Annotated in this window: 22 protein-coding genes; 5 read left to right on the top strand and 17 right to left on the bottom strand. The window is 68.4% G+C overall.

What is annotated here, in order from left to right:
- The first annotated feature begins 47 nt into the window (after positions 1-47).
- Positions 48-1,799 (top strand): ABC-F family ATP-binding cassette domain-containing protein, encoded by a 1,752-nt coding sequence (locus N536_RS0122510; RefSeq protein WP_029115682.1) that lies wholly within the window; start codon positions 48-50, stop codon positions 1,797-1,799.
- Here the strand turns inward: N536_RS0122510 and argH are convergent.
- From argH to argC, 8 genes are read right to left on the bottom strand one after another with little or no spacing between them, the layout of a single operon-like run.
- Positions 1,796-3,208 carry an argininosuccinate lyase gene (gene argH / locus N536_RS0122505; protein ID WP_029115681.1) on the bottom strand — a complete coding sequence of 471 codons (1,413 nt, stop codon included), beginning with the start codon at positions 3,206-3,208 and terminating at the stop codon, positions 1,796-1,798. The genes N536_RS0122510 and argH overlap by 4 nt on opposite strands.
- The gene (locus tag N536_RS0122500; RefSeq protein ID WP_029115680.1) at positions 3,198-4,403 is read right to left on the bottom strand and encodes an argininosuccinate synthase; all 1,206 of its coding nucleotides are present in this window, start codon (positions 4,401-4,403) and stop codon (positions 3,198-3,200) included. The genes argH and N536_RS0122500 overlap by 11 nt, the downstream gene beginning before the upstream one ends.
- Positions 4,404-4,406: 3 nt before the next feature.
- Positions 4,407-4,889 carry an arginine repressor gene (locus N536_RS0122495; protein WP_029115679.1) on the bottom strand — a complete coding sequence of 161 codons (483 nt, stop codon included), beginning with the start codon at positions 4,887-4,889 and terminating at the stop codon, positions 4,407-4,409.
- 37 nt (positions 4,890-4,926) lie between these two features.
- Positions 4,927-5,847, bottom strand: coding sequence for an ornithine carbamoyltransferase (gene argF / locus N536_RS0122490; protein ID WP_029115678.1), 921 nt, complete (start codon positions 5,845-5,847; stop codon positions 4,927-4,929).
- A gap of 2 nt (positions 5,848-5,849) precedes the next feature.
- A complete protein-coding gene (locus tag N536_RS0122485; RefSeq protein ID WP_029115677.1) occupies positions 5,850-7,049 on the bottom strand; it encodes an acetylornithine transaminase in 1,200 nt (399 codons plus the stop codon).
- A complete protein-coding gene (argB, locus tag N536_RS0122480) occupies positions 7,046-7,927 on the bottom strand; it encodes an acetylglutamate kinase (protein ID WP_029115676.1) in 882 nt (293 codons plus the stop codon). The genes N536_RS0122485 and argB overlap by 4 nt, the downstream gene beginning before the upstream one ends.
- Entirely contained in the window at positions 7,924-9,147 is a 1,224-nt protein-coding gene (argJ, locus tag N536_RS0122475; RefSeq protein WP_029115675.1) for a bifunctional glutamate N-acetyltransferase/amino-acid acetyltransferase ArgJ, read from the bottom strand. Before argJ ends, argB begins: the two co-directional genes overlap by 4 nt.
- On the bottom strand, positions 9,144-10,193 hold the full coding sequence (gene argC, locus N536_RS0122470) for an N-acetyl-gamma-glutamyl-phosphate reductase (protein ID WP_029115674.1): 1,050 nt from the start codon (positions 10,191-10,193) through the stop codon (positions 9,144-9,146). Before argC ends, argJ begins: the two co-directional genes overlap by 4 nt.
- 134 nt (positions 10,194-10,327) lie before the next feature.
- Between argC and N536_RS0122465 the strand changes: the two genes are divergently transcribed.
- Positions 10,328-11,542 (top strand): cytochrome P450, encoded by a 1,215-nt coding sequence (locus N536_RS0122465; protein ID WP_029115673.1) that lies wholly within the window; start codon positions 10,328-10,330, stop codon positions 11,540-11,542.
- Here N536_RS0122465 and pheT read toward each other — a convergent pair.
- The 5 genes from pheT to N536_RS0122440 form a co-directional block, all read right to left on the bottom strand.
- The gene (pheT, locus tag N536_RS0122460) at positions 11,539-14,037 is read right to left on the bottom strand and encodes a phenylalanine--tRNA ligase subunit beta (protein WP_029115672.1); all 2,499 of its coding nucleotides are present in this window, start codon (positions 14,035-14,037) and stop codon (positions 11,539-11,541) included. The two genes, N536_RS0122465 and pheT, sit on opposite strands and share 4 nt — an antisense overlap.
- Positions 14,037-15,080 (bottom strand): phenylalanine--tRNA ligase subunit alpha, encoded by a 1,044-nt coding sequence (gene pheS / locus N536_RS0122455; RefSeq protein WP_029115671.1) that lies wholly within the window; start codon positions 15,078-15,080, stop codon positions 14,037-14,039. Before pheS ends, pheT begins: the two co-directional genes overlap by 1 nt.
- Before the next feature lie 191 nt (positions 15,081-15,271).
- Positions 15,272-15,556 carry a hypothetical protein gene (locus tag N536_RS0122450; protein ID WP_029115670.1) on the bottom strand — a complete coding sequence of 95 codons (285 nt, stop codon included), beginning with the start codon at positions 15,554-15,556 and terminating at the stop codon, positions 15,272-15,274.
- Positions 15,557-15,919: 363 nt separating this feature from the next.
- The gene (locus tag N536_RS0122445; protein ID WP_029115669.1) at positions 15,920-16,726 is read right to left on the bottom strand and encodes a rhomboid-like protein; all 807 of its coding nucleotides are present in this window, start codon (positions 16,724-16,726) and stop codon (positions 15,920-15,922) included.
- Between the two features lie 9 nt (positions 16,727-16,735).
- Positions 16,736-17,650: an adenylate/guanylate cyclase domain-containing protein gene (locus N536_RS0122440; RefSeq protein ID WP_036437226.1), complete on the bottom strand. Its 915-nt coding sequence runs from the start codon at positions 17,648-17,650 to the stop codon at positions 16,736-16,738.
- A 258-nt stretch (positions 17,651-17,908) separates the two neighbouring features.
- Between N536_RS0122440 and N536_RS0122435 the strand changes: the two genes are divergently transcribed.
- Both N536_RS0122435 and N536_RS0122430 read left to right on the top strand, forming a co-directional pair.
- Positions 17,909-18,943, top strand: coding sequence for an oxygenase MpaB family protein (locus N536_RS0122435; RefSeq protein ID WP_029115667.1), 1,035 nt, complete (start codon positions 17,909-17,911; stop codon positions 18,941-18,943).
- Positions 18,944-18,946: 3 nt separating this feature from the next.
- Positions 18,947-20,200, top strand: coding sequence for an acyl-CoA dehydrogenase family protein (locus tag N536_RS0122430; protein ID WP_029115666.1), 1,254 nt, complete (start codon positions 18,947-18,949; stop codon positions 20,198-20,200).
- A gap of 109 nt (positions 20,201-20,309) precedes the next feature.
- Here the strand turns inward: N536_RS0122430 and N536_RS0122425 are convergent, their stop codons facing one another.
- The 4 genes from N536_RS0122425 to infC are packed head-to-tail and all read right to left on the bottom strand — an operon-like array spanning position 20,310 to position 22,375.
- On the bottom strand, positions 20,310-21,065 hold the full coding sequence (locus N536_RS0122425) for an RNA methyltransferase (RefSeq protein ID WP_029115665.1): 756 nt from the start codon (positions 21,063-21,065) through the stop codon (positions 20,310-20,312).
- A 32-nt stretch (positions 21,066-21,097) separates the two neighbouring features.
- Positions 21,098-21,487 carry a 50S ribosomal protein L20 gene (gene rplT, locus N536_RS0122420; RefSeq protein ID WP_029115664.1) on the bottom strand — a complete coding sequence of 130 codons (390 nt, stop codon included), beginning with the start codon at positions 21,485-21,487 and terminating at the stop codon, positions 21,098-21,100.
- A 43-nt stretch (positions 21,488-21,530) separates the two neighbouring features.
- Positions 21,531-21,725, bottom strand: a complete 195-nt coding sequence (gene rpmI / locus N536_RS0122415) for a 50S ribosomal protein L35 (protein ID WP_029115663.1) — start codon at positions 21,723-21,725, stop codon at positions 21,531-21,533.
- 8 nt (positions 21,726-21,733) lie between these two features.
- Positions 21,734-22,375 (bottom strand): translation initiation factor IF-3, encoded by a 642-nt coding sequence (gene infC, locus N536_RS0122410; RefSeq protein WP_197040208.1) that lies wholly within the window; start codon positions 22,373-22,375, stop codon positions 21,734-21,736.
- 260 nt (positions 22,376-22,635) lie between these two features.
- Between infC and N536_RS0122405 the strand changes: the two genes are divergently transcribed.
- A complete protein-coding gene (locus N536_RS0122405) occupies positions 22,636-22,971 on the top strand; it encodes a DUF1844 domain-containing protein (RefSeq protein WP_029115661.1) in 336 nt (111 codons plus the stop codon).
- Positions 22,972-22,978 lie beyond the last annotated feature (7 nt).

Raw genomic sequence — 22,978 nt, 5'->3', positions numbered from 1 at the left:
ATCGGGCCGAGCACCCTCAGCGCCCTCGGCCCTATGATCGGCGGCTGATGGCGAACCTGATCAACGTCGAACGCGCAAGCGTCGGCTACGGCACCCGGATCCTGCTCGACGCGGTCAGCCTCGGCGTGGACGAGGGCGACGCGATCGGCGTCGTCGGCCGCAACGGCGACGGGAAGACGACGCTGCTGCAGGTCCTGACCGAAACCCGACCACCCGACTCGGGCCGCGTCACCCACACCTCCGGCCTCTCGGTGGGATACGTGCGCCAGGCCGACGACTTCGCGGCCGACGCGACGGTGCGCGACGTGATCGTGGGCGGCCGCGCCGATCACATCTGGGCGGCCGAAGCCGAGACCCGGTCGGTCGTCGAGCACCTACTCGCCGACGTCGACCTGGACAGCGCGGTCGGCAACCTCAGCGGTGGCGAACGTCGCCGCGTCGCGCTGGCCGCCGTGCTGCTGGCCGGTCACGACGTCCTGGTGCTCGACGAGCCCACCAACCACCTCGACGTCGAGATCATCGGCTGGCTGGCCCGCCACCTCGCGGCTCGAACCTCCGGGGCGCTGGTGGTCGTCAGCCACGATCGCTGGTTCCTCGATGAGGTGTGCACCCGGACCTGGGAGGTGCACGATGGCCAGGTCGACGCCTACGAGGGCGGTTACGCGGCCTACGTGCTGGCCCGCGCGGAGCGGATGCGGGTGGCCGCGGGAACCGAGGCCCGCCGCCGCAACCTGATGCGCAAGGAACTTGCGTGGCTGCGGCGCGGCCCGCCCGCGCGCACGTCGAAGCCGAAGTTCCGCATTCAGGCGGCGAACGACTTGATCGCCAACGAGCCGGAGCCGCGGGATTCGCTTGCGCTGCAACGGTTCGCGACCGCCCGGCTCGGCAAGGACGTCTTCGATCTGCACCGCGTCGTGCTTGAGATGGGCGACCGGGTGATCCTCGACAAGCTGGACTGGTCCATCGGGCCCGGCGTCCGGATCGGGCTGGTGGGCGTGAACGGCTCCGGCAAGACGTCGGTGCTGAAGCTGTTGGCCGGTGAGTTGAAGCCGACGTCGGGCACCATCAAGCGCGGCACCACGCTCAAGATCGGCTACCTCAGCCAGGCGCTGGTCGAGCTGGACGGCAACGAACGGGTGCTCGACGCCGTCGAAAGTCAGCGCCGCATCACCGAACTCGCGGGCGGCAAGGAAGTCAGCACGGCAACGCTGCTGGAAGACTTCGGCTTCACCGGCGACAAGCTGACCACCCGGCTGGGCGACCTCTCCGGCGGCGAACGGCGACGCTTCCAGTTCCTGCGCCTGCTGCTCGACGAACCCAACGTGCTACTGCTCGACGAGCCGACCAACGATCTCGACATCGACACCCTCAACGTCCTCGAGGACTACCTCGACGGCTGGCCAGGCACGCTGATCGTGGTGACGCACGACCGCTACTTCCTGGAGCGGGTCGCCGACGCCACCTACGCGCTGGTCGGCGACGGCCGGTGCGACATGCTGCCCGGCGGCATCGAGCAGTATCTGGCCGGGCGGGCAGCGGCGGAAGAAGCCGCGGCGCCGTCGCGTCCCGCCGAGCGCTCCGAGTCCGCCGCGGCACGTGAGCGGCGGACGGGCAAGGAGATGAACCGCATCGAAAGTCAGCTCGGCAAGCTCGACCAGCAGATCGCGAAACTGCACCACACCATGGCCGAAGCCGCGGCCGACCACGTGCGCGCCGCGAAGTTGAATGCCGAACTCAACGATCTGCTGGCGCGGAAGGAATCACTCGAAGAGGAGTGGCTGGCGTTGGCGGAGGACTAGGGCCGCAGGCCGATCCGCAGCCTGTCCGCGGTGTCACGGACGATGCCGAGCTGCTTGGCCACCTGAATCGGTGACGTGCCGCCGCGGGAATCCCGCGAATGCACCGATCCCTCGACGGTCAGCACTTCGCGGACCTCGGCGGTGAGCCCGGGATGGATGCCGGCCAGTTCGGCGTCGGCCAGCTCCTCGAGCCCGACGCCGCGGGCCTCCGCGGCACGCACCGCCGCCCCCGCCGCCTCGTGCGCGACGCGGAATGGAATGCCTTGGCGTACCAGCCATTCCGCGACGTCGGTGGCCAACGTGTAGCCCAGCGGCGCCAGCTCGGCCATCCGGTCGGTGTCGAACAGCAACGTGCCGACCAGCCCGGCCATCGCGGGCAGCAGCAGCTCGAGTTGGCCGACGGAGTCGAACAACGGTTCCTTGTCCTCCTGCAGATCCCGGTTGTACGCCAGCGGTTGGGCCTTGAGCGTGGCGAGCAGGCCGGTCAGGTTGCCGATCAGCCGGCCCGACTTGCCGCGCGCCAGTTCGGCGATGTCGGGGTTCTTCTTCTGCGGCATGATCGAACTGCCCGTCGACCAGGCGTCGTGCAACCTGACGTAGCCGAATTCGGTGGTGCTCCAGAGGATGACGTCCTCGGCCAGCCGGGACAGGTCGACGGCGATCATGGCCAGGACGAACGCGGCTTCGGCGGCGAAGTCCCGGGAAGCAGTGGCGTCGATGGAGTTGTCGGCCGCGGCGTCGAACCCCAACTCCTCGGCGATGGCATCGGGGTTCAGACCCAGCGACGACCCCGCCAAGGCCCCGGATCCGTACGGCGACACGGCGGCTCGCTTGTCGAAGTCGACGATCCGCTCGACGTCGCGCAGCAGCGGGTGTGCATGCGCAAGCAGGTGGTGCGCCAGCAGGACCGGCTGCGCGGACTGCAGATGGGTCTTGCCCGGCATGATGGCGGTCGGGTGTGTGGCGGCCTGGGTGGCGAGCGCCGCGACGACGTCGAGCGCACCGTTGCCGACCGACCGCATCGCGTCGCGCAGCCACATCCGGAACAGCGTGGCGACCTGGTCGTTTCGCGACCGGCCCGCCCGCAGGCGTCCGCCGAGGTCGTCACCAACCCGGTCGATCAGGCCACGCTCCAACGCGCCGTGCACGTCCTCGTCCGTCGGCAACGGGCCGAAGCTGCCGTCGGCGACGTCGGCGCCGAGGCTGTCGAGGCCGGCCAGCAGCCCGTCGCGTTGTTCGTCGGTCAGCAGACCCGCCTGGTGCAGCACGCGCGCGTGCGCCTTGGACGCGGTGACGTCGTACGGGGCGAGCACCCAGTCGAAGTGCGTCGACTTGCTCAGAGCGGCAAGGGCATCCGACGGTCCACCCGCGAACCGGCCACCCCACAGCGAACCCTCGTTAGTGCTCACTGGCCAGGTCCCGCTGCGCGGCGATCTTGCTGGACAGCCCGTGCACGTGCACGAAACCCTTCGCGCTCGACTGGTCGAACGTGTCGCCCTCGTCGTAGGTGGCCAGGTTGAAGTCGTACAGCGACTGGGGGCTGCGCCTGCCGTTCACGGCGATGTGGCCGCCGTGCAGCACCAACCGGATCTCCCCCGTGACGTGTTCCTGGGTGTGATCGACGAACGTCTCCAGGGCCCGCTTCAGCGGCGAGTACCAGAGGCCGTCGTAGACCAGTTCGCCCCACCGCTGATCGGTGGTCCGCTTGAACCGGCTGAGCTCGCGCTCCAACGTCACGTGTTCGAGCTCGGTGTGCGCCGTGATCAGCACCATGGCGCCTGGTGCCTCGTAGATCTCGCGGCTCTTGATGCCGACCAGCCGGTCCTCGACTACGTCGAGCCGGCCAACGCCCTGGGCGCCGGCGCGCCGGTTCAGCTCGACGATCGCCTCGAGCACCGTGACGGGCCTGCCGTCGATGGAGCAGGGCACGCCCTTCTCGAATCCGACGATCACCTCGTCGGGTGAGCTCCAGTTGACGGTGGGGTCTTCGGTGTAGTCGTAGACGTCCTTGGTGGGGGCGTTCCAGAGATGTTCCAGGAAGCCGGTTTCCACCGCGCGGCCCCACACGTTCTGATCGATCGAGAACGGTGAGCGCTTCGTGACGTTGATCGGGATGGCGTTCTCCTCGGCGAACGCGATCGCCTTCTCGCGCGTCCACGCGTAGTCGCGGACCGGTGCGAGCACGTCGAGATCCGGGGCGAGCGAGGCGAATCCCACCTCGAAGCGGACCTGGTCGTTGCCCTTGCCCGTGCAGCCGTGGGCGACGGTGCCGCCGCCGTGCGCACGCGCAGCCTCGACGAGGTGCTTGACGATCAACGGCCGGCTGATCGCCGACACCAAGGGGTAGCGGTCCATGTACAGGGCATTGGACTTGATCGTGGGCAGGCAGTATTGCTCGGCGAACTCATCGCGCGCGTCGACCACGACGGCTTCGACCGCGCCGCAGTCGAGCGCGCGCTGCCGGATGACCTCCATGTCCTCGCCGCCCTGCCCGAGGTCGATGGCCACGGCTACGACCTCACGGCCGGTCTCCTTGCCGATCCAGCTGATCGCGACCGAGGTGTCCAGACCGCCGGAATACGCCAAGATGACGCGTTCGGACATGTATCAATCTCCTTTGTTCTCAAGCTTCTTGGCCAGTTCGGCACCCGTCATGGGTTCGCGGGCTATTACGAGGATGGTGTCATCGCCGGCGACGGTGCCCACCACATAGGGCAGGGAGGCCCGGTCGATCGCGCTGGCGAGGTAGTGCGCGGCGCCGGGCGGGGTTCGCAGAACGGCCAGGTTGGCGCTGGCGTCGGTGGACACCAGAAGGTCGCCGAGCAGGCGCGACATCCGTTCCGTCCCACCCGAAACCCCGCGCACCGGACTGCCGTCCTCGGGTACGACGTAGACGCCGACGCCACCGTCGGCTCCACGCAGTTTGACCGCGCCCAGCTCCTCGAGGTCGCGTGACAGCGTCGCCTGGGTAACTTCGATGCCCTCCTCGGCGAGCATCGTCGCCAGTTCGCTCTGACTGCTCACCGACTTCGACGACAGGAGTGTCACGATGCGCGCCTGCCGTCCTGCCCTCGTCGATGCGGAAGTCATGATCGCTCGACTCCTGTTCGCGCTCGTCTTCGCGAAGTCATGATCTCTCCAGCAGCCACACCAGCAGTGCCTTCTGGGCGTGCAGCCGGTTCTCCGCCTCGTCCCACACCGCGCTGCTGGGGCCGTCGAGGACGTCGTCGGTGATCTCGTGTCCGCGGTGTGCGGGCAGGCAGTGCAGGACGACGGCATCGGGATCGGCACGACTCATCAGATCGGCGTTGACCTGGAACGGGCGGAACGGGCGCACCCGGTCCAGGCCGTCGTTCTCCTGTCCCATCGACGTCCAGGTGTCCGTCACCACCACGTCGACGCCATCGGCGGCGGCATGCGGATCGCTCGTCACCGTCACTGAGGCACCCGTGTCGCTCGCCCGCTTGCGCGCCGCGTCGACGAACTCCGGGTCGGGCTCGAACCCCGCCGGGGCCGCGATGGTGACGTGGATGCCCGCGGTCACGCCGCCCAGCATCAGCGAGTGCGCCATGTTGTTGGCGCCGTCGCCGAAGTACGCCATCCGCAGCCCGTACAACGTGCCGCGGCGTTCGTCGAGGGTCTGCAGGTCGGCGAGCACCTGGCAGGGATGGAAGTCGTCGGACAGCGCGTTGACGATCGGCACCGTCGAGCCAGAGGCCATCGCGGCCAAGCGTTCCTGCGCGAACGTGCGCCACACGATGGCATCGACGTAGCGGGACAACACCCTTCCGGTGTCCTCCAGCGTCTCCTCCCGCCCGAGCTGGGTGCTGCGCCCGTCCACGACGACGGCGTGACCGCCCAGTTGCGCGATGCCCATCTCGAACGAGAACCGGGTGCGAGTGGAGTTCTTCTCGAAGATGACGGCCACGCCGCGTGGGCCCTCGAGGGGGCGCCGGCTCATCGGCGCCTTCTTGAGTCCGGCTGCCAGCGCCAGTACTTCGGCCTGCTCGTCGGGCGTCAGGTCGTCGTCGCGCAGGAAGTGTCGCAACGTCACGAGGCCTCCGCCGCTTTCGTCGCCGTGTCGAGGACGGCGGGCAGGGCGGTGAGGAACGCCTCGATCTGCGCGTCGGTGACGACCAGGGGCGGGGCCAGCCGAATCACGTCGGGCATGGCGGCGTTGACGAGGAAGCCCGCGTCCCTGGCGGCCGTCTCGATCGCCTTGGCGTGCGGGGCGGTGAGCACCACGCCGCGCAGCAGACCGCGGCCGCGGACGTGGTCGATCAAGGGGTGACCGATGGCCTCGATGCCGTGGCTCAGCGTCTTGCCGAGCACGTCGGCGCGGCTGATCAGATCCTCGTCGGCCAGCGTCTTCAGTACCGCGAGGGCGGCGGCGGTGCACACCGGGTTGCCGCCAAATGTGCTGCCGTGCAGGCCGGGAGTCAACAGCTCGGCGGCGTCACCGATGGCCAGGCACGCGCCGATCGGCAGCCCGCCCCCGAGTCCCTTTGCCAGCGTGACGATGTCGGGTGTGATGCCGTCGTGTTGATGGGCGTAGAAGGTTCCGGTGCGCCCCACGCCGGTCTGCACCTCGTCGAGGACCAGTAGCGCGCCGCGCTTCGCGGTGATGTCACGCGCGGCGACGAGGTAGCCCGGCGGCGGCGTGACGACGCCGCCCTCCCCCATGATGGGCTCGAGGAACACCGCGGCGGTGCCGTCGGTCACCGCGGCGGCCAACGCGTCGGCGTCACCGTACGGGACGTGCGTGACGTCACCGGGCAGCGGCGCGAACGGAGCCTGCTTGGCGGGCTGGCCGGTCAGCGCGAGCGACCCCATGGTCCGGCCGTGGAAGGCACCTTCTGCGGCAACGAGTTTCGTCCGACCCGTGAGCCGGGTGATCTTGAAGGCGACCTCGTTGGCCTCGGTGCCCGAGTTGCAGAAGAACGCCCGCGCATGGGTGTCGGCGCCGAGGTGCGCCACCAACGCCTCCGCGAGCGCAATGCCCGGTTCGGTGGCGTACAGGTTGGAGGTGTGACCCAGGATGTTCAGCTGACGGGTCACGGCGTCGATGACCGCCGGATGGCGGTGTCCGAGAACGTTGACGGCGATGCCGCCGAGCAGATCGACGTAGGACCGGCCGTCGGCGTCGGTGACCACCGCGCCGTCGCCGCTGACCAGTGCGACCGGAGGCGTGCCGTAGTTGTCCATCATCACGGCCTGCCAACGCTGTTGCAGCGCTTGCGTATTGCTCACTTCACCACCTTCGTCCCAGAACCCTCGTCGGTGAACAACTCGACCAGCACACAGTGTTCGACGCGGCCGTCGATGACGTGCGCGCTGGGCACCCCGCCGGCGACCGCGCGCAGGCACGCCTCGATCTTCGGCACCATGCCGGATTCGAGCGTGGGCAGCAACCCGGCGAGCGTGGCGACGTCGATCTCCTTCACCAGCGAGCCCCGATCAGGCCAGCTGGTGTACAGCCCCTCGACGTCGGTGAGCATCAGCAGCTTCTCGGCCGACAGCGCCTCGGCCAGGGCCGCGGCGGCGGTGTCGGCGTTGATGTTGTGCACAACGCCCGCGGCGTCGGGCGCGATGGTGGACACGACCGGAATGCGTCCTGCGGCAATGAGGTCCAGTATCGCAGCGGCATTGACACGTTCGACGTCGCCGACGAGGCCGATGTCGGTCGCGACGCCGTCCACCGTGACGCTGCGCCGGACGGCGGTGAACAGGTTCGCGTCCTCACCGGTGATGCCGACGGCGTACGGGCCGTGGGCATTGATCAGGCCGACGAGTTCCCTTCCGACCTGACCGAACAGCACCATCCGCGCGACGTCGAGCACCTCAGGCGTCGTGACCCGGAACCCACCCTTGAAATCGCCTGCAATGCCGAGCTTCTTGAGCATGGCGCTGATCTGCGGACCGCCGCCGTGTACGACGACGGGGTGGATCCCGCAGTTGCGCAGGAACACCATGTCGGCAGCGAACGCGGCGCGCAGTGCGTCGTCGGTCATCGCGTTGCCGCCGTACTTGACGACCACGACCTTGCCGTGCAACGCCTTCAGCCACGGCAGCGCCTCGGCCAACACCGCGGCCTTGGTGTGGATGTCTGTCGTGGTTCCCGCGGTCACGAGCTGTAGGCCGAGTTCTCTTCGACGTAGGCGTGCGACAGGTCCGTGGTGCGGATGGTCGCCGCAGCGGAACCGATCCCGAGGTCGACGGTCACATCGATGGCGGCGCCCGTGAGGTCGACCTCGCGCGCACCGGGCGCGCCAACACCGTCGATGCAGACGGGGAATCCGTTGAACGCCACGCCGATCCGGTCGGGATCCAGCTCGACGGGCGCCATGCCGACCGCGGCCAACACCCGGCCCCAGTTGGCGTCCGAGCCGAACAGTGCCGTCTTGACCAGGCTGTCGCGGGCGATGACTCGCGCGGCAACGACGGCGTCGTCCTCGCTTGCGGCGCCGGTGACGGTGACCGCGATCCGCTTGGTGACGCCCTCGGCGTCGGCCTGCAGTTGCGCGCAGAGGTCGTCGCAGACGGCGAGCAGCGCGGCGTCCAGGTCGTCCTGGCTGGGCGCCACCTCGCTGGCGCCCGACGCCAGTAACAGCACGGTGTCGTTGGTGGAGCAGCTGCCGTCGACGTCCAGCCGGTCGAACGTGCGCGCCGTGGCATTCCGCAGCGCACGGTCGAGCGCATCGGCGTCGGCGACCGCGTCGGTGGTGATGACGCACAGCATCGTGGCCAGCGACGGCGCAAGCATGCCCGCGCCCTTCGCCATGCCGCCCACCGTCCAGTTGTCGCCGTGGTGCAGGGCAACCTGTTTGGGCACCGTATCGGTGGTCATGATGGCCTGCGCGGCCTCGACGCCGCCGGTCAGCCCGCCCGCCATCTCCTGCACGACCGCCTTGACACCGGCGAGGACCTTGTCCATCGGCAGCCGGTCCCCGATCAGGCCCGTCGAGCAGACCGCGACCTCGATGGCGCCGGTCTCGGTGCCCCAGTCCGACAACGCCGCGGCGACGGCCTCGGCGGTCTGGTGCGCGTCCTGGAAACCGCCGGGCCCCGTGCAGGCGTTGGCTCCGCCGGAGTTGAGGATGGCGGCGCGCAGGCGGCGCGTGGTCATCACCTGCTGGGTCCACAGCACCGGCGCGGCCTTGACCTTGTTGCGGGTGAACACGGCGGCGGCCGCGTAGTCGGGTCCCTCGTTGAAGACCAGGGCGAGGTCGGGTGCGCCGGATGCCTTGATGCCCGCCGAGATTCCGGTCGCGCGGAAGCCCGCGGGTGCGGTGACGCCCTGGCTGCGGACCAGCCGCGTGGTGTCGGTTTGCTCCTGGTTGACGGTCACGGTGCCACTCCCACGGTCGAAAGTCCTTCGGTCTCAGGCCAGCCCAGCGCCAGGTTCATCGATTGCACGGCAGCACCACCGGTGCCCTTGGTCAGGTTGTCGATGGCGGACACCGCCACCAGCACGCCGGCGTCGACGTCGACGGCCACCGCGACCTGCGCGGCGTTGCTGCCGATGACCGCACCGGTCTTGGGCAGCTGCCCGTCGGGCAGCAGGTGCACGAACGGTTCGTCGCCGTAGAACTTCTCGTACGCGGCGCGGATCTCGGACAGCGAGGCCTGCGTGCGTGCAGTGCAGGTGGCAAGGATGCCGCGCGAGGTGGGTATCAGCACCGGCGTGAACGACACGGTGACGGCCTTGTCGGTGACCGTGCGCAGGCCCTGGGCGATCTCGGGCGTGTGCCGGTGCGCGCCGCCGATGTTGTAGGCCCGTGCGGATCCGATCACCTCGGAACCGAGCAGGTCGACCTTGGCGGCGCGTCCCGCGCCGGAGGTCCCGCTCACGGCGACGACGGTGACGGCCGGCTCGACCAGGTCCTCTGCCACCGCGGGCAGCAGGGCGAGCAGTGCGGCGGTGGGATAACAGCCCGGCACGGCGACGCGCTTGGTGCCCCGCAGCGCCTCGCGGCTGCCGGGTAGTTCGGGCAGGCCGTAGGGCCAGCTGCCGGCATGCGTCGAGCCGTAGAACCGCTCCCACGCGGCGGGGTCGGTCAGCCGGAAGTCGGCGCCGCAGTCGACGATCAGCGTGTCGGGTCCGAGCTGCTGCGCCAACGCTGCGGAATGGCCGTGCGGCAGGCCGAGGAACACCACGTCATGACCGGCGAGCACCTCGGCGTCCGTAGGCTCGAGGACGCGGTTGGCCAACGGCAGGAGGTGCGGATGGTGCTCGGTCAGCGCCGTACCCGCGCTCGCGGCGGCGGTCAGCGCGCCGATGGTCAGCCGCCCCTCGGCGTAGGCCGGATGGCCGAGCAGGAGCCGCAGGATCTCGCCGCCGGCGTATCCGCTGGCACCGGCCACCGCCACTGAAGTCATGCAGCGATTCTGCATGGTTATGCATGCAGGTGCAAATTCATTTTGCCTGCGCAGATGCCGCCACACGGACGGCTCTTGCCGCTAGGCGGCAACTGAGCTTGGCAGGCATTCTCCGAACGCGTTGCGATGTTTGCTCGATACTGTTAAAGATGGACGTAGAAGCTTCGATCGACCTGAGCGGAACATTCGCTGGCGATCTGCACGGAATGCTGCACGACGCTGCAGCCCGAGGACCGCTGGCCACGGACCTGACGACCGGCGCAACGATCGTTCTGCGCCAACGCGATCTGGAGTCGCTTGCCCACGATCAGCGCCTGACCGGAATCGGACTCGCACTCTTCGACCTGATGGGCATCGCCGACGGCCCGCTGCGCGACTGGTACGGCAGCTTGATGTTCACCACGGAAGGCGACTATCACCGCCGAATACGATCGGTCGTCTCACGGGCGTTTACGCCCCGATCCGTGGACGCCCTACGCACGACCGCGGCCGACATGGCTGCAGCCGGGGTAGCTTCCGTTCGCGATGGTGGTGACTTGGTCGCGGCATGCTCGACGTTGGCGACGCGCCTGATTTGTTGCCTGCTCGGTGTGCCGGACAGCGATGTCGCGGTCTTCACGAAGTGGGCGGACGCGTTGAGCCCCGTCTTCTTCGTCATGACTCCCGACCAGATAACCGCAGCGACGACTGCGCTCGTGGAGTTGCAGAGTTACGTCGATGAATTGACGACCCGCCGAAGCGAGGATCCCGGACCGGATCTGATCACTGCGCTGTTGGCCGCCGAGGCCGACGGCGACCGACTGACGCACGCCGAAACCGTCACGATGATCGCCAATCTGCTCGTGGCGGGCCATGACACGGCCGGCAGCCAGATACCGTGCAGCGTTCTGGTGGCCCTGCAACACCTCGACGAGCTGGTCGGAGTGTGCGAAGACGAGGATCGACTGGCCAGCGCTGTCGCCGAGACGATACGTCTGGAGCCGAGCATCCCGATCATTCCCCGCACCGCCGTGGCACCAATCGACTTGCACGGCACGACGATTCCAACCGGTTCGATGGTCTTCCTCTGCATCGCGTCGGCTTGTCGTGACGAATCGGTGTGGCCGGAACCCGACCGCTACGACCCGGATCGCTTCACCAGATCGGATACGGCCAAGTTGCCGAACTTCGGTGCCGGAACGCATTACTGCCTGGGCACGGCGCTTGCGAAGGTAGCGGTTGAAGAGTCGTTGCGTGCCGTCATCGGCGCCGACCGACCGCTAACGCTGACCGAGAATCCCGTGGACATTCCGTGGCGTCAGGTGCTCGGCCGGAGTCCTGCGCGGCTGATGGTTCGTCCCCTGGACACCGCTGGCCGCCGCTAAGCGCGTTGCGTGGCGCCGACGCGGTCAGCCGCCAGCGCGACCGCGGCATCGCGTGCCGCGCTCGCCTCGTCCTCGGTGAGCGTGCGGTCGACGGCCCTGAACCGCAGTGCGAGGGTGAGGGACTTGCGACCCTCACCGATCTGCGGCCCGACGTACACGTCGAACAGGCGGACGTCCTCGAGCAGGTCGCCCGCCCCTTCGCGCACGGCGTCGACGACCGACTGGGCGGCAACGTCGTCGGCCACGATCAGGCTGACGTCCTGGAACACCGCCGGGAACGGCGACACCGCGGGCGCCGGCAACCGCTCGACCAGCGGCACGGCGTCGAGGTCCAGTTCGACAGCGCAGGTGCGCTTCGGCAGACCGGTCCTCTCGATCACCGCGGGGTGCAACTCGCCCGCGTGGCCCACCACCGTCTCGCCCACCAGGATCTCGGCGCAGCGACCCGGGTGCCACGGCGACTGGCCCGCTGCGCGCAGCGTCAGTTCAACGTTGCAGGTGCGGCTGATGATCCGTACCACTTCGAATGCGTCGGAGGCCTCGACGCGCCTGCCCGGCCCCCACGGGCCCACGGGTTCCCGCAAGCCGGCCAGTACCGCGGCGACGTGCACCGGTTGTCGCGGCAGCGAATCGTCGATGGTGGCGATCTCGTCGGCGGTTGGTGGTCGGTCGACCGGGATCGGCTGCAGGGCCCGAGTCCGCGGCGTCGCCTCGGCGATCTGCTCGATGGCGAACAACGCCACGTCGGAGGTTCCACGGGAGACGTTGCGCACCAACGCCTCCAGGATCCCCGGCAGCAACGTGGTTGCCAGCTGCGGACGGTCCGACTCCAGCGGGTTGAGCACGGACACCGTCGCCCGGCGCGGATCGTCCGCGGCCAGTCCCCATGCGTCGAATATTCCGGCGGGCAGGAACGGAGTGGGCAAGATCTCGACGAACCCGTTGAGCGCCAAGGACTTCTCGATGGCACGGCGCCGGGCCTGACCGGCGGTGAGGCCGCGACCGGGGGGTGCCTGCGGCAGAACCGAAGGGATCTTGTCCAGCCCTTCGAGCCGCAACACCTCCTCGACGAGATCCGCGGGCTGCTTGAGGTCGGGTCGCCAGCTCGGCGGGACGGCGGTGACCTGGCCGTCCGACGTCGTCACCGCTGCGCCGATCTGGGTCAGGCGACGGGTCGTGGTGCCCACGGCGTAGTCGATGCCCGCGGTCCGGTCCGGCAGGTCGACCGGCATGCTCACCGGCGGCGGCGACCAGTCGTCGCGGGGTGGATCACCGCGCCAGTCGGTCAGCGTCGGTTCGACGGTGCCGCTGGCGATGGCGGCCAGCAGTGACGCGCAACGATCAAGTGCCGCAACGGAAATGGCGGGGTCGACGGTGCGTTCGTAGCGCCGACCCGCCTCGCTGACCAGGTGCAGACGGCGCTGCGTGCGGGATACCGCTGCCGGATCCCAGACGGCGGCCTCGAGGAGGACGTCGGTGGTGCTGTCCCGCACCTCGGTGGTGCCTGCGCCCATCACGCCGCCGATGGCGGCGGTCGCGACGTCGTCGACGATCAGGACGTCGGCCGGGTCGAGGCGGCGTTCCACGTCGTCGAGGGTGACCACCGTCTCCCCCGGCGTCGCGAACCGGACGTCGAAGCCGCCGGTGATCAGCGTGCGGTCGTGGGCGTGCATCGGATGCCCGATTTCGAGCATCACGTAGTTGGTCACGTCGACTGCCGGGGAGATGGCCCGGATTCCGCTCAGCAGCAACCGGCGTTGCATCCACCACGGCGATACCGCGGCGGGGTCGATACCCGTCACCGGGCGCAGGCCGAACCGCAGCACGCCGGTCCCTGGCTGGATGGTCACCGGCCATGCCTCGCCATCCGCGGGCAGCGGAGCGACGTCGGCGGGGTCGACGAAGTCGAGGTCGTAGGCGCAGGCGATTTCGCGCGCCATCCCGCGAATCGACAGGCAGTAGCCACGATCCGGCGTGATCGCGAGGTGGAACACCACGTCGTCGAGACCGACCACGTCGATCGCGTCGGCGCCCGGTTCGGCGGTCCCCGGCGGTAGCACCAAGATGCCGGACTGCTCGACGCCGAGGTTCAATTCGGCCGCCGAGCAGATCATGCCGTCGGAAACGCGCCCGTAGGTCTTGCGGGCCGTGATGGTGAAGTCGCCGGGCAGGACGGTGCCCGGCAGGGCGACGACGACGAGGTCGCCAACCTTGAAATTCGTTGCACCGCAGACGATGTCGCGAGGAGCGCCGTCGACGTTCTGGGCGCCGACGTTCACCTTGCACGCCCGGATCGGCTTCTTGAACTCGGTGAGCTCCTCGATCTCGACGACCTCGCCGACGGTCAGCGGACCGCTGACCGGCCCGACCGGGATGATCTCCTCGACCTCGTGGCCGATGTCGATCAGCGTGCGCTCGAGCTCGTCGACGGACGCATCCCAACCCGGTGCGCCGGCTCGGACGACGTCGCGGAGCCAGCCATAGGGAACGCGCATCAGGCTCCCACTCCGAAGGGTAGGGAGAACCGCACGTCACCCTCGACCATGTCGCGCATGTCGGGAATGCCGTTGCGGAACTGGAGGGTTCGTTCCAGACCCATGCCGAAGGCGAAGCCGGAGTAGACCTCAGGGTCGATGCCGCAGGCGATCAACACGTTCGGGTTCACCATGCCGCAGCCGCCCCATTCCACCCAGCCGGGTCCGCCCTTCTTGTTCTCGAACCAGACGTCGACCTCGGCCGACGGTTCGGTGAACGGGAAGAAGTGCGGCCGGAAACGAGTACGGCCCTGCGGTCCGAATTCGGCCCGCGCGAACGCGTCGAGCGTGCCCTTCAGATGGGCCATGGTCAGGCCGCGGTCCACGGCGAGTCCTTCGACCTGATGGAAGACCGGGGTGTGCGTGGCATCGAGTTCGTCGGTGCGGAACGTCCGGCCGATCGAGACGATGTACACCGGCAGTTCGCGGTCCAGCAGCGCCCGGATCTGCACCGGCGAGGTGTGCGTGCGCAGCACCTGGCGGGATCCCTCGGGAGCGACGTGGAAGGTGTCCTGCTCGCTGCGCGCCGGGTGATCCGGCGGGAAGTTCAGCGCGTCGAAGTTGAACTGCTCGGTCTCGACCTCCGGGCCCTCGGCCAGCTCCCACCCCATCGCGATGAACGTGTCGGCGACGTGCTCGGCCAGGATCGTGATCGGGTGGCGCGCCCCGACGGGCTGCCGCGTCGACGGCAGTGTGACGTCGATGCGTTCGGCTACCAGGACGGCTGCATCGCGCTCGATGCGCAGCGCGGCCAGGCGTTCGTCGTAGGCGGTCTGCGCCTCGGTGCGGGCGACGTTGACGCGACGCCCGGCGTCGGCCCGATCGGCCTTGGCCAGGGAGCCGAGTGCTTGACGGGCCAACGCGATGGGCGACCGGTCGCCGAGGTGTTCGGTCTTGGCGCGGGCCAGCGCATCGAGGTCGGCGGCCCGATCGAAGGCGTCGCGCGCCGCGCTGACGGCCTTCGTCAGTGCATCCTCGGAGAGGTCGATGGGCTGATCAGACACCCGGCGATCATAGGCGATGGTCGGATGTGGGCCGCGACACGCGAGGCCGTTGCGCGGTGATCGTGCGGCCGCTCATCGTCACGACCAGCTTCGTCGCGGGGGCATTCGCCGCCGTCGCGGGGATGGGCGGGAACGGACTTCGTCGAGGCGTCGGCAGAAGAGTTCACCGGACCAAATTGTCGGCATGCCGATCAGTAAGGACAGCCCAGTGTTCCCGATCCCTGCCTGCGGAGGATGGTGACGACACTGTCGCGGCCTACTGCGAGCTGAAGCAGGTCCTCGAAGTCGCCCCAAATCCACACCGTGCGTTCATCTGTTGCACCTTGGCCTGGCTCAGTACCCTCGCCGCACCACTGCAGCCCGTCGAGTTCGCCGCCGATCGGCAATGCCCCTCGGAAGTACTGCACGATCGATTCGTAAAACCCCGGAGCCAACCACTCCTCCTGGCGCGAGACGTCGCTATAGCCGAGGTCCATCGTGCCCGCTGGAAGAACTATGTTCGCCAATCTCGATCGGGGGCCGTTGCCGGGCAGGGACTCCACCGGTGGAGTAGTCGCCGGGGGCACGATCGACGGGACCCCTGACGTCGACGCGGGGGCTGGGGCTGCAGTGATCTGTGGCGCGGTCACCGTGACTGTGTTGGTTTCCGCAGGTTGAGATGGCGCACTGCAGGCGACGAGAACGCTAAGCAGCAGCGGCAGCGACAACCGCCTGAACATGTGCCAGGTGTTGACCACAATTCGCTTGCCCAAACGCGCCTCGGCCGCGGGTATGCCTCATTGAGAAGTTTGCTGAGCGATGCGAGGGGGTTCAATCCACCACTGCGGAAGTGCCACGCCTCATCCGGGCCGTACCGACTCAGGCGCGATCGGAGCGGGCACTTCCAGATCGCGAGGAGTTGCCCAAGGTCGCCACCCCAGCAGGGCGCCCAGCACCGCACCCGCGGCGCCACAGATGGTCCCGACCAGCATCGACAAGCCCGTGTTGGCCAGGATCAGGAAGCCGAACGCCGAGCCGACCCCCAGTAGGGCGACGCGCGGCGCCGTCCACCGACCAGGGGTGCCGAATCGCGTCGCCACCAGCATTCCCAATACCAGCGCCACGACATGCCCCACGTCGGTGAAGTCGCGGTCCACCCAGACGACGGCCAATCCGACCGCCAGCCACCAGCCGATCCAGATCGGCCGCCACCGGCGGGGCACGGCTGCGGTCAGCGTTCCCAGCACGGCGGTAGCCCCGTAGCTCATGCCGACGTCCGCGGCGCGGGTGATGGACGCGGGCAGCCAGCCGAGTTTCAGTGCCACGATGAGGCCCGCCGCGACCAGCAGCGTGGCACCGACGTGGCCGATGGCGAAGGCCAGCGCCAGACGTCTGCTCTGCCAGAGCAGTTCGGCGAGACCCATCAAGCAGACCAAGCCGGGCAGCCACACGTACGGTGCGCCGGCGTCGACGACGAACGCGCTGCCGAGCAGCGTGCCGAGGTGACCGTGGTTCAGGTTGTGCAGATTGGTGCTGGCGTGCCGGATCACGCGATCCGCAGCGGACGGCCCGAGCACGGAAAGGGTGCTGGTGACGCAGATCAAGATCACCGCATACGTCACGGTCACCCGCACCCGACCCAGCCCGGACAGCATTGCCGACACCATCAGTTACAACTATGCGCCGGCGGAATCGGCCTCGCCGTAATCCTGACCTGGCAAATCCCTGCGAATACTCAAGCGGTACATGGCCAGATCCTCGGGCACTCCGGCCATCTTCGGCGCGAAGAGCTGCTTGCGAATGCGTTTCGCCGTCACGCCGAGCGCATCGAACTCGTCTTCCGAGATGCCCTCCAACGTCGTCTGCGACACGACCAGCCCGCCTCTGGTGGCGCGTTCCATCACCCTGGCGGCGATGTTGACGTCGACGCCCAGCCAGTCCGAGCCGATGCGTTGCGGCCTGCCGGTGTGGATGCCTGCCCGCATCCGCGGCGTATATCCATCTACCTCAACGGTTTTCACCGCTTCCAACGCGGTGATGACGGAGCGCACGGCGGTGGTGGGGTTGGAGAACACGGCCATGGCCCCGTCCCCCATCCGCTTGACGATGTGTCCGCCCGAGGCCAGCAGCGGCGGTTCCATCACCTGGGCCACGCGGCGCAGCAACCGCAACGTGGCGTCGTCACCCGCCGAAAGCGACCAGTCCGAGAAGCCGACGAGGTCGGTGAACACCAGCGTGACCTCACGGTTCGCCGGTCGACCGGACACCCGCTCCGTCAGCGCCTGCCACACCTGCAACGTCGCGAGGCTGACTTCGCGCGTCGCGGCGTCGTGCTCCAGCAGCCGATCCGCGGCACGGGCGGCGGCCCGCGGACCTCCCTCGCCGTCCGCCGACAGGGGGTCGCCGAAGTCTGGGTCGCCTGGCAGCGCGCGACGGGCCCGCCGGATGAAGCCGATGACGTCGGGGCTGTGGTTGGTGTTCTTCAGCCAGGCCAGCGGCCCCGTCGACCGTGCGGGGGCGGAGGCGACGCCCTGCGGCCGTTCGATCGCGCCGACGCCGGCTGACCGTTCGTTGGGGGGTTCGGCATCCACAGCGCCACGATATGCGGCGCTCTTGAACGTTGGCAGTCACGATCGCCGGGCCGGTCGGCATTGCTGACGGCGCTGGCATCGAATGTGCAGGTGGCGGCTGATCTTGACGGGTGTCTAAGACATTGCTCACGTCGCGCGGGGTCGCACGTCGCAGCTCGGTAACGGTGTCGCCCGGCGCGCCCGCAAATCATGGACAACGTGTGTTGTCAACATTATCGTGAGCCGGACACCGTGGGATTTGGAATCAGCGAGGACACCATGACCGCGAGATCAACGACGACCGCGCCGGCAGCAGCCGATCCCCTCGGCCCCGACTCCCTCACCTGGAAGTACTTCGGCGACCTGCGCACCGGCATGCTGGGCGTGTGGATCGGCGCGATCCAGAACATGTACCCCGAGCTCGGCGCCGGCGTGGAGGACCACTCGATACTGCTGCGCGAGCCGCTACAGCGCGTGGCACGGTCGGTCTTCCCGATCATGGGCGTGGTGTACGACGGCGACCGCGCGCCCGACACCGGCGCCCAGATCCGCGGGTACCACGAGACCATCAAGGGCGTCGACGGCGCCGGGCGGCGCTACCACGCCCTCAATCCCGACACCTTCTACTGGGCGCACGCCACGTTCTTCATGCTGATCATCAAGACCGCCGAGTACTTCTGCGGCGGCCTGACCGAAGCCGAGAAGCGCCAGCTGTTCGACGAACACGTGCAGTGGTACCGGATGTACGGCATGAGCATGCGACCGGTCCCCCGCTCGTGGGAGGACTTCCAGGCGTACTGGGAAGCCAAGTGCCGCGACGAGCTCGAGATCAATCGGGCGACGTTGGACATCTTCTCGCTCCGGATCCCCAAGCCGTGGTTCGTCCTGCTGCCGACGCCCGTGTGGGATCAGATGTTCAAGCCGATGCTCGCGGGGCAGCGCTGGATCGCGGCAGGGCTCTTCGAGCCGGCGCTGCGGGAAAAGGCGGGCATGCGGTGGACGCCCAGCGACGAGGTGGTGCTGCGCCTGTTCGGGAAACTCGTCGAGATCGCCTTCGTCGCGGTGCCCGACGAGATTCGGCTGCACCCCCGAGCGGTGGCCGCCTACAAACGTGCGGCGGGCCGCCTGCCCGCAGACGCCCCGCTCGTCGAGGCGCCCGCGTTCACTGCTCCACCGCGCGACCGCCGAGACATGCCGGTGCACTACGTGCCTCGGCGCAAAAAGTCGCTGGTGGAGCGCGCGGGGTCGCTCGTACACACCACCTTCTCGCTGGCGGGTCTGCGCCCGGCGCGCGGTCGCGGAAAGGCAGCCTGAGCCATGCTCGAGTGGTCTGACGTCGACATTGCCGTGCGCGATGCCGTCCGGGAATTCGTGGACAAGGAGATCAGGCCGCACCTGGACGCCCTCGAGAGCGGCGACATGCCGCCCTATCCGATCGTCCGGAAGCTGTTCGCCACGTTCGGCATCGACGCGATGGCGAAGGAGTCGCTCGAGAAGCGGCTGGCCAAGATGCGCGACGGCGGATCGTCGGGGAAGGCGTCGTCGGGAGGCATGTTCGGCGGCGGAACCGACCAGGCCGGCATGGGTTTCGTCGTCGTCAGCGAATTGTGCCGGGTCAGCATGGGCGTCGTGACGGGCATGGGCGTCAGCCTGGGTTTGACTGTGTCCACCATCGCGTCTCGAGGCACCCTCGCCCAGCAGGAGCGCTGGCTTCCCGGTCTCGTCACCTACGAGAAGATCGGCGCCTGGGCCATCACAGAGCCGGATTCCGGCTCGGATGCGTTCGGCGGCATGAAGTCCTACGTCGTGCGCGATGGTTCGGGAAATGGGGACTACATCCTCAACGGGCAGAAGACGTTCATCACCAACGGACCCGATGCCGACGTCGTGGTGGTGTACGCCAAGCTCGACGAAGGTGATTCGGACGTCGCGAAGCGTGACCGCAAGGTGCTGACGTTCGTGCTCGATCGCGGCATGGACGGCTTCGTGCAGTCGAAGCCGTTGCGCAAGATGGGCATTCACAGCTCCCGCACCGGTGAACTGTTCTTCAACAACGTGCGGCTGGGTCGTGACCGGCTGCTCGGCGAGACAGAGGACAACAAGGCGGGCGACGGACGCGATAGCGCCCGGTCGAACTTCGCCTCGGAGCGGATCGGTGTCGCGGCGATGGCGCTCGGCGTCATCGAGGAATGTCTGCGATTGTCGGTCGACTACGCCAAGACGAGGACGTTGTGGGGCAAGGACATCGGCCAGTTCCAGCTTATCCAGCTCAAGCTGGCGAACATGGAAGTTGCCCGGATGAACGTGCGCAACATGCTCTTTCGGGTGATCGAGGCCGGCCAGACCGGTGCGACGATCTCGTTAGCCGAGGCGTCGGCGATGAAGTGGTACTGCTCGCAGGCGGCCACCGACGTGGCGATGGAAGCCGTGCAGCTGTTCGGCGGCAACGGCTACATGACCGAGTACCGGGTGGAGCAACTGGCGCGCGACGCGAAGTCGCTGATGATCTACGCCGGCAGCAACGAGGTGCAGATCACCCACGTGGCGCGGGGATTGCTCAGCGGCCAGTAGTCCGGCGACTGTGCGGATTCGTACGCCCCGGCGGCGTGTCGCGTACGACACCGCACAGTCGCGGGAATGGAGCTCGCGGGCCGGGGGAAGGGCGGCGCGGCCTCGGCGGCTAGTAATCCTGCGCCCGGGCGCTCTGATACATGCAGATCGCCGCCGCGGCCGCGACGTTGAGGCTTTCCGCGCCGCCACGCATCGGGATGCGCACCCGCGCGTCGGTCAACGCCGCGACCTCCGGCGGCAACCCGTGGGCCTCCGGACCGAACAGCCACGCGGTGGGTGTGGACAGCAGAGCCGCGAGTTCCGGACCGTCGAGCGACATCTCGCCGTCGACGGTGGTGGCGAACACCTGCACGCCGACGCCCCGAAGCGCCTTGATCAGGCCAGCGGCGTCGGGCTCTTCGAGGACGGGCACCGAGAAGATGCTTCCCGCCGAAGCGCGCAGACACTTCCCGTTGTAGGGGTCGACACCGTGCCCGGCCAGGACGACGGCGTCGGCGCCCATCGCATCGGCCAACCGGATCAACGTGCCCGCGTTGCCGGGTTCGGAGATCTCGACGGCGACGAGCACCAACCGCGGACTGGCGGCGAGTACGTCGCTCAGGAGCGTCTCCGGCATCGAACACACCGCGACGAGCCCGACGGGAGTGACGGTGTCCGACAACGCCTTCGCCGCCCGCTCGGTCACGACCTGAACGGGCGCACCGTGGAGGATGGCGCCGAATCGGTGCAGCGCCTCCTCGGTGGCGAAGACCTCGCCAACGAGACCGCGCCGCAACGCCGCCTCGACGAGGTTGGGCCCTTCGGCGAGGAAACGTGCGGCGCGGGTGCGGCCCACGTGGCGGTGCAGCTTGGCTGCGGCCACCACGCGAGCCGATCGCTCGGTGAGCGGGGTGGGGCTCAGGCGGCCTCTCCGGACGGCGCGTTGACGTCTTCCGGCAGGGCTGCCTTGGCGGCCTCGACCAGCGCGGTGAACGCAGCCGGATCGCTGACCGCGATCTCGGCCAGGTTCTTGCGGTCGACCTCGATGCCAGCGGCCTTGAGGCCCTGGATCAGCCGGTTGTAGGTGATGTCATTGGCGCGGGCCGCCGCGTTGATGCGGGAGATCCACAACTTGCGGAACTCGCCCTTGCGGGCACGGCGGTCGCGGTAGGCGTACGCCAATGAATGGAGTTGCTGCTCCTTGGCCTTGCGGTAGAGCCGGGACCGCTGTCCGCGGTAGCCCTTCGAGGCCTTGAGGACGGTACGCCGCTTCTTTTGGGCGTTGAGTGCGCGCTTCACGCGTGCCATGGGGGTGTTCCTATTCTCGTGCGGTCTTTACGGGGTGCTGCACTCAGCCGTTCAGCATCTTCTTCACGCGGCTGGTGTCGTTGGCAGACACCGTGGTACGGCCGTCGAGGCGGCGGGTGCGCTTGCTCGCCTTGTGCTCCAGGAGGTGCCGTTTGTTGGCCTTCTGGCGCACGATCTTGCCGGTTCCAGTGAGGCGGAAGCGCTTCGACGCTCCGCTGTGGGTCTTGGCCTTGGGCATGCTGTCCTCTAGTTCTGTGGTGTGTCGGTCGGTGCTTCGCTGGGCGGAGCTGCCGCCGGCTGGGCGGGAGCCGGAGCCGGTGCCGCGCGTTGAGCCGGTGGCGCGGCTGCGTCGTGTGCAGCTCTTGCCTTGGTCTTCGCGCCGCGGTGCGGCGCCAGCACCATCGTCATGTTGCGGCCGTCCTGCTTGGCTGACGTCTCGACGAAGCCGTACTCGGCGACGTCGGCGCCCAGCCGCTGCAACAGTCGGTAACCCAGTTCGGGCCGCGACTGCTCACGTCCGCGGAACATGATGGTGACCTTGACCTTCGACCCCGCTTCGAGGAAGCGGACGACGTGACCCTTCTTGGTCTCGTAGTCGTGCGGGTCGATCTTGGGTCGGAGCTTCTGTTCCTTGACGACGGTCTGCTGCTGGTTCTTGCGAGACTCGCGCGCCTTCTGAGCCGTCTCGTACTTGAACTTGCCGTAGTCCATGATCTTGCACACCGGCGGTTTGGCGTCCGGTGCAACTTCGACGAGGTCGAGATCGGCGTCCGCGGCGACGCGGAGTGCATCTTCGATGCGCACGATGCCTACCTGCTCGCCGCCCGGTCCGATCAGGCGGACTTCAGGTACGCGGATGCGCTCGTTGATGCGTGTCTCAGTGCTGATGGGGCCTCCTATGTAGTCTTGCCGGAGTCCCACGCCATCCGCACCCTGTTCCACGGAACAGAAAAGCCCTGCATATAGCAGGGCCCGATGCCGACCGATCACGGCTCACGCCGCCTGCGCAAAACGCAGAACGAGCGTCGCGAGACACTCGTGACCGGACCGCTGAGCCTGGTCTCGAAGACTGGCCAACGGTGGGAGCGGGACTCCACTTGGGTGTCCTGGCGTACGCCAGAACGGTCGCGCGTGCCACTCTAGCAGGCATGACCGAGATTCCTAACATCCGCGAACTGGCCGAAATTCCCGCGGTCGAGGTGATCACCCGGTCGGCCGTGATGCTGATGAGCGCGGCCGCCGAGAAGCTGGGGCTCTCAGCCGAGGATCCGGATGACAGCCCGCACCGCGATCTCGACGAGGCCCGTCGCCTGATCACCGCACTCGCCGGATTGGTGGCCGCGTCGGCCGAATACCTGGGCCCGCACGCCGGACCGGTTCGCGACGGTCTGAAGAGCCTCCAGCTCGCGTTCCGTGAGTCGAGTGCGGCACCCGACGAGCCGGGCCAGGGACCGGGCGAGAAGTACACCGGCCCCGTCTGGTAACCACTCT

The sequence above is a fragment of the Mycobacterium sp. URHB0044 genome (assembly GCF_000620625.1).
Taxonomy (GTDB): domain Bacteria; phylum Actinomycetota; class Actinomycetes; order Mycobacteriales; family Mycobacteriaceae; genus Mycobacterium.
The sequence above is the reverse complement of the archived record's forward strand: the minus strand, read 5'-3'. Positions and strand labels throughout refer to the sequence as shown.

What these genes read in the sequence shown, in the direction of transcription:
- N536_RS0122430 (WP_029115666.1), top strand. Translation starts at nt 18,947, where the DNA reads ATGCTCGAGTGGTCTGACGTCGACATTGCCGTGCGCGATGCCGTCCGG.
- N536_RS0122500 (WP_029115680.1), bottom strand. Translation starts at nt 4,403, where the DNA reads ATGTCCGAACGCGTCATCTTGGCGTATTCCGGCGGTCTGGACACCTCG.
- N536_RS0122445 (WP_029115669.1), bottom strand. Translation starts at nt 16,726, where the DNA reads ATGGTGTCGGCAATGCTGTCCGGGCTGGGTCGGGTGCGGGTGACCGTG.
- N536_RS0122510 (WP_029115682.1), top strand. Translation starts at nt 48, where the DNA reads ATGGCGAACCTGATCAACGTCGAACGCGCAAGCGTCGGCTACGGCACC.
- pheT (WP_029115672.1), bottom strand. Translation starts at nt 14,037, where the DNA reads ATGCGCGTTCCCTATGGCTGGCTCCGCGACGTCGTCCGAGCCGGCGCA.
- rpmI (WP_029115663.1), bottom strand. Translation starts at nt 21,725, where the DNA reads ATGCCCAAGGCCAAGACCCACAGCGGAGCGTCGAAGCGCTTCCGCCTC.
- N536_RS0122495 (WP_029115679.1), bottom strand. Translation starts at nt 4,889, where the DNA reads ATGACTTCCGCATCGACGAGGGCAGGACGGCAGGCGCGCATCGTGACA.
- N536_RS0122465 (WP_029115673.1), top strand. Translation starts at nt 10,328, where the DNA reads ATGGACGTAGAAGCTTCGATCGACCTGAGCGGAACATTCGCTGGCGAT.
- N536_RS0122405 (WP_029115661.1), top strand. Translation starts at nt 22,636, where the DNA reads ATGACCGAGATTCCTAACATCCGCGAACTGGCCGAAATTCCCGCGGTC.
- N536_RS0122435 (WP_029115667.1), top strand. Translation starts at nt 17,909, where the DNA reads ATGACCGCGAGATCAACGACGACCGCGCCGGCAGCAGCCGATCCCCTC.
- rplT (WP_029115664.1), bottom strand. Translation starts at nt 21,487, where the DNA reads ATGGCACGCGTGAAGCGCGCACTCAACGCCCAAAAGAAGCGGCGTACC.
- argC (WP_029115674.1), bottom strand. Translation starts at nt 10,193, where the DNA reads ATGCAGAATCGCTGCATGACTTCAGTGGCGGTGGCCGGTGCCAGCGGA.
- N536_RS0122450 (WP_029115670.1), bottom strand. Translation starts at nt 15,556, where the DNA reads ATGGACCTCGGCTATAGCGACGTCTCGCGCCAGGAGGAGTGGTTGGCT.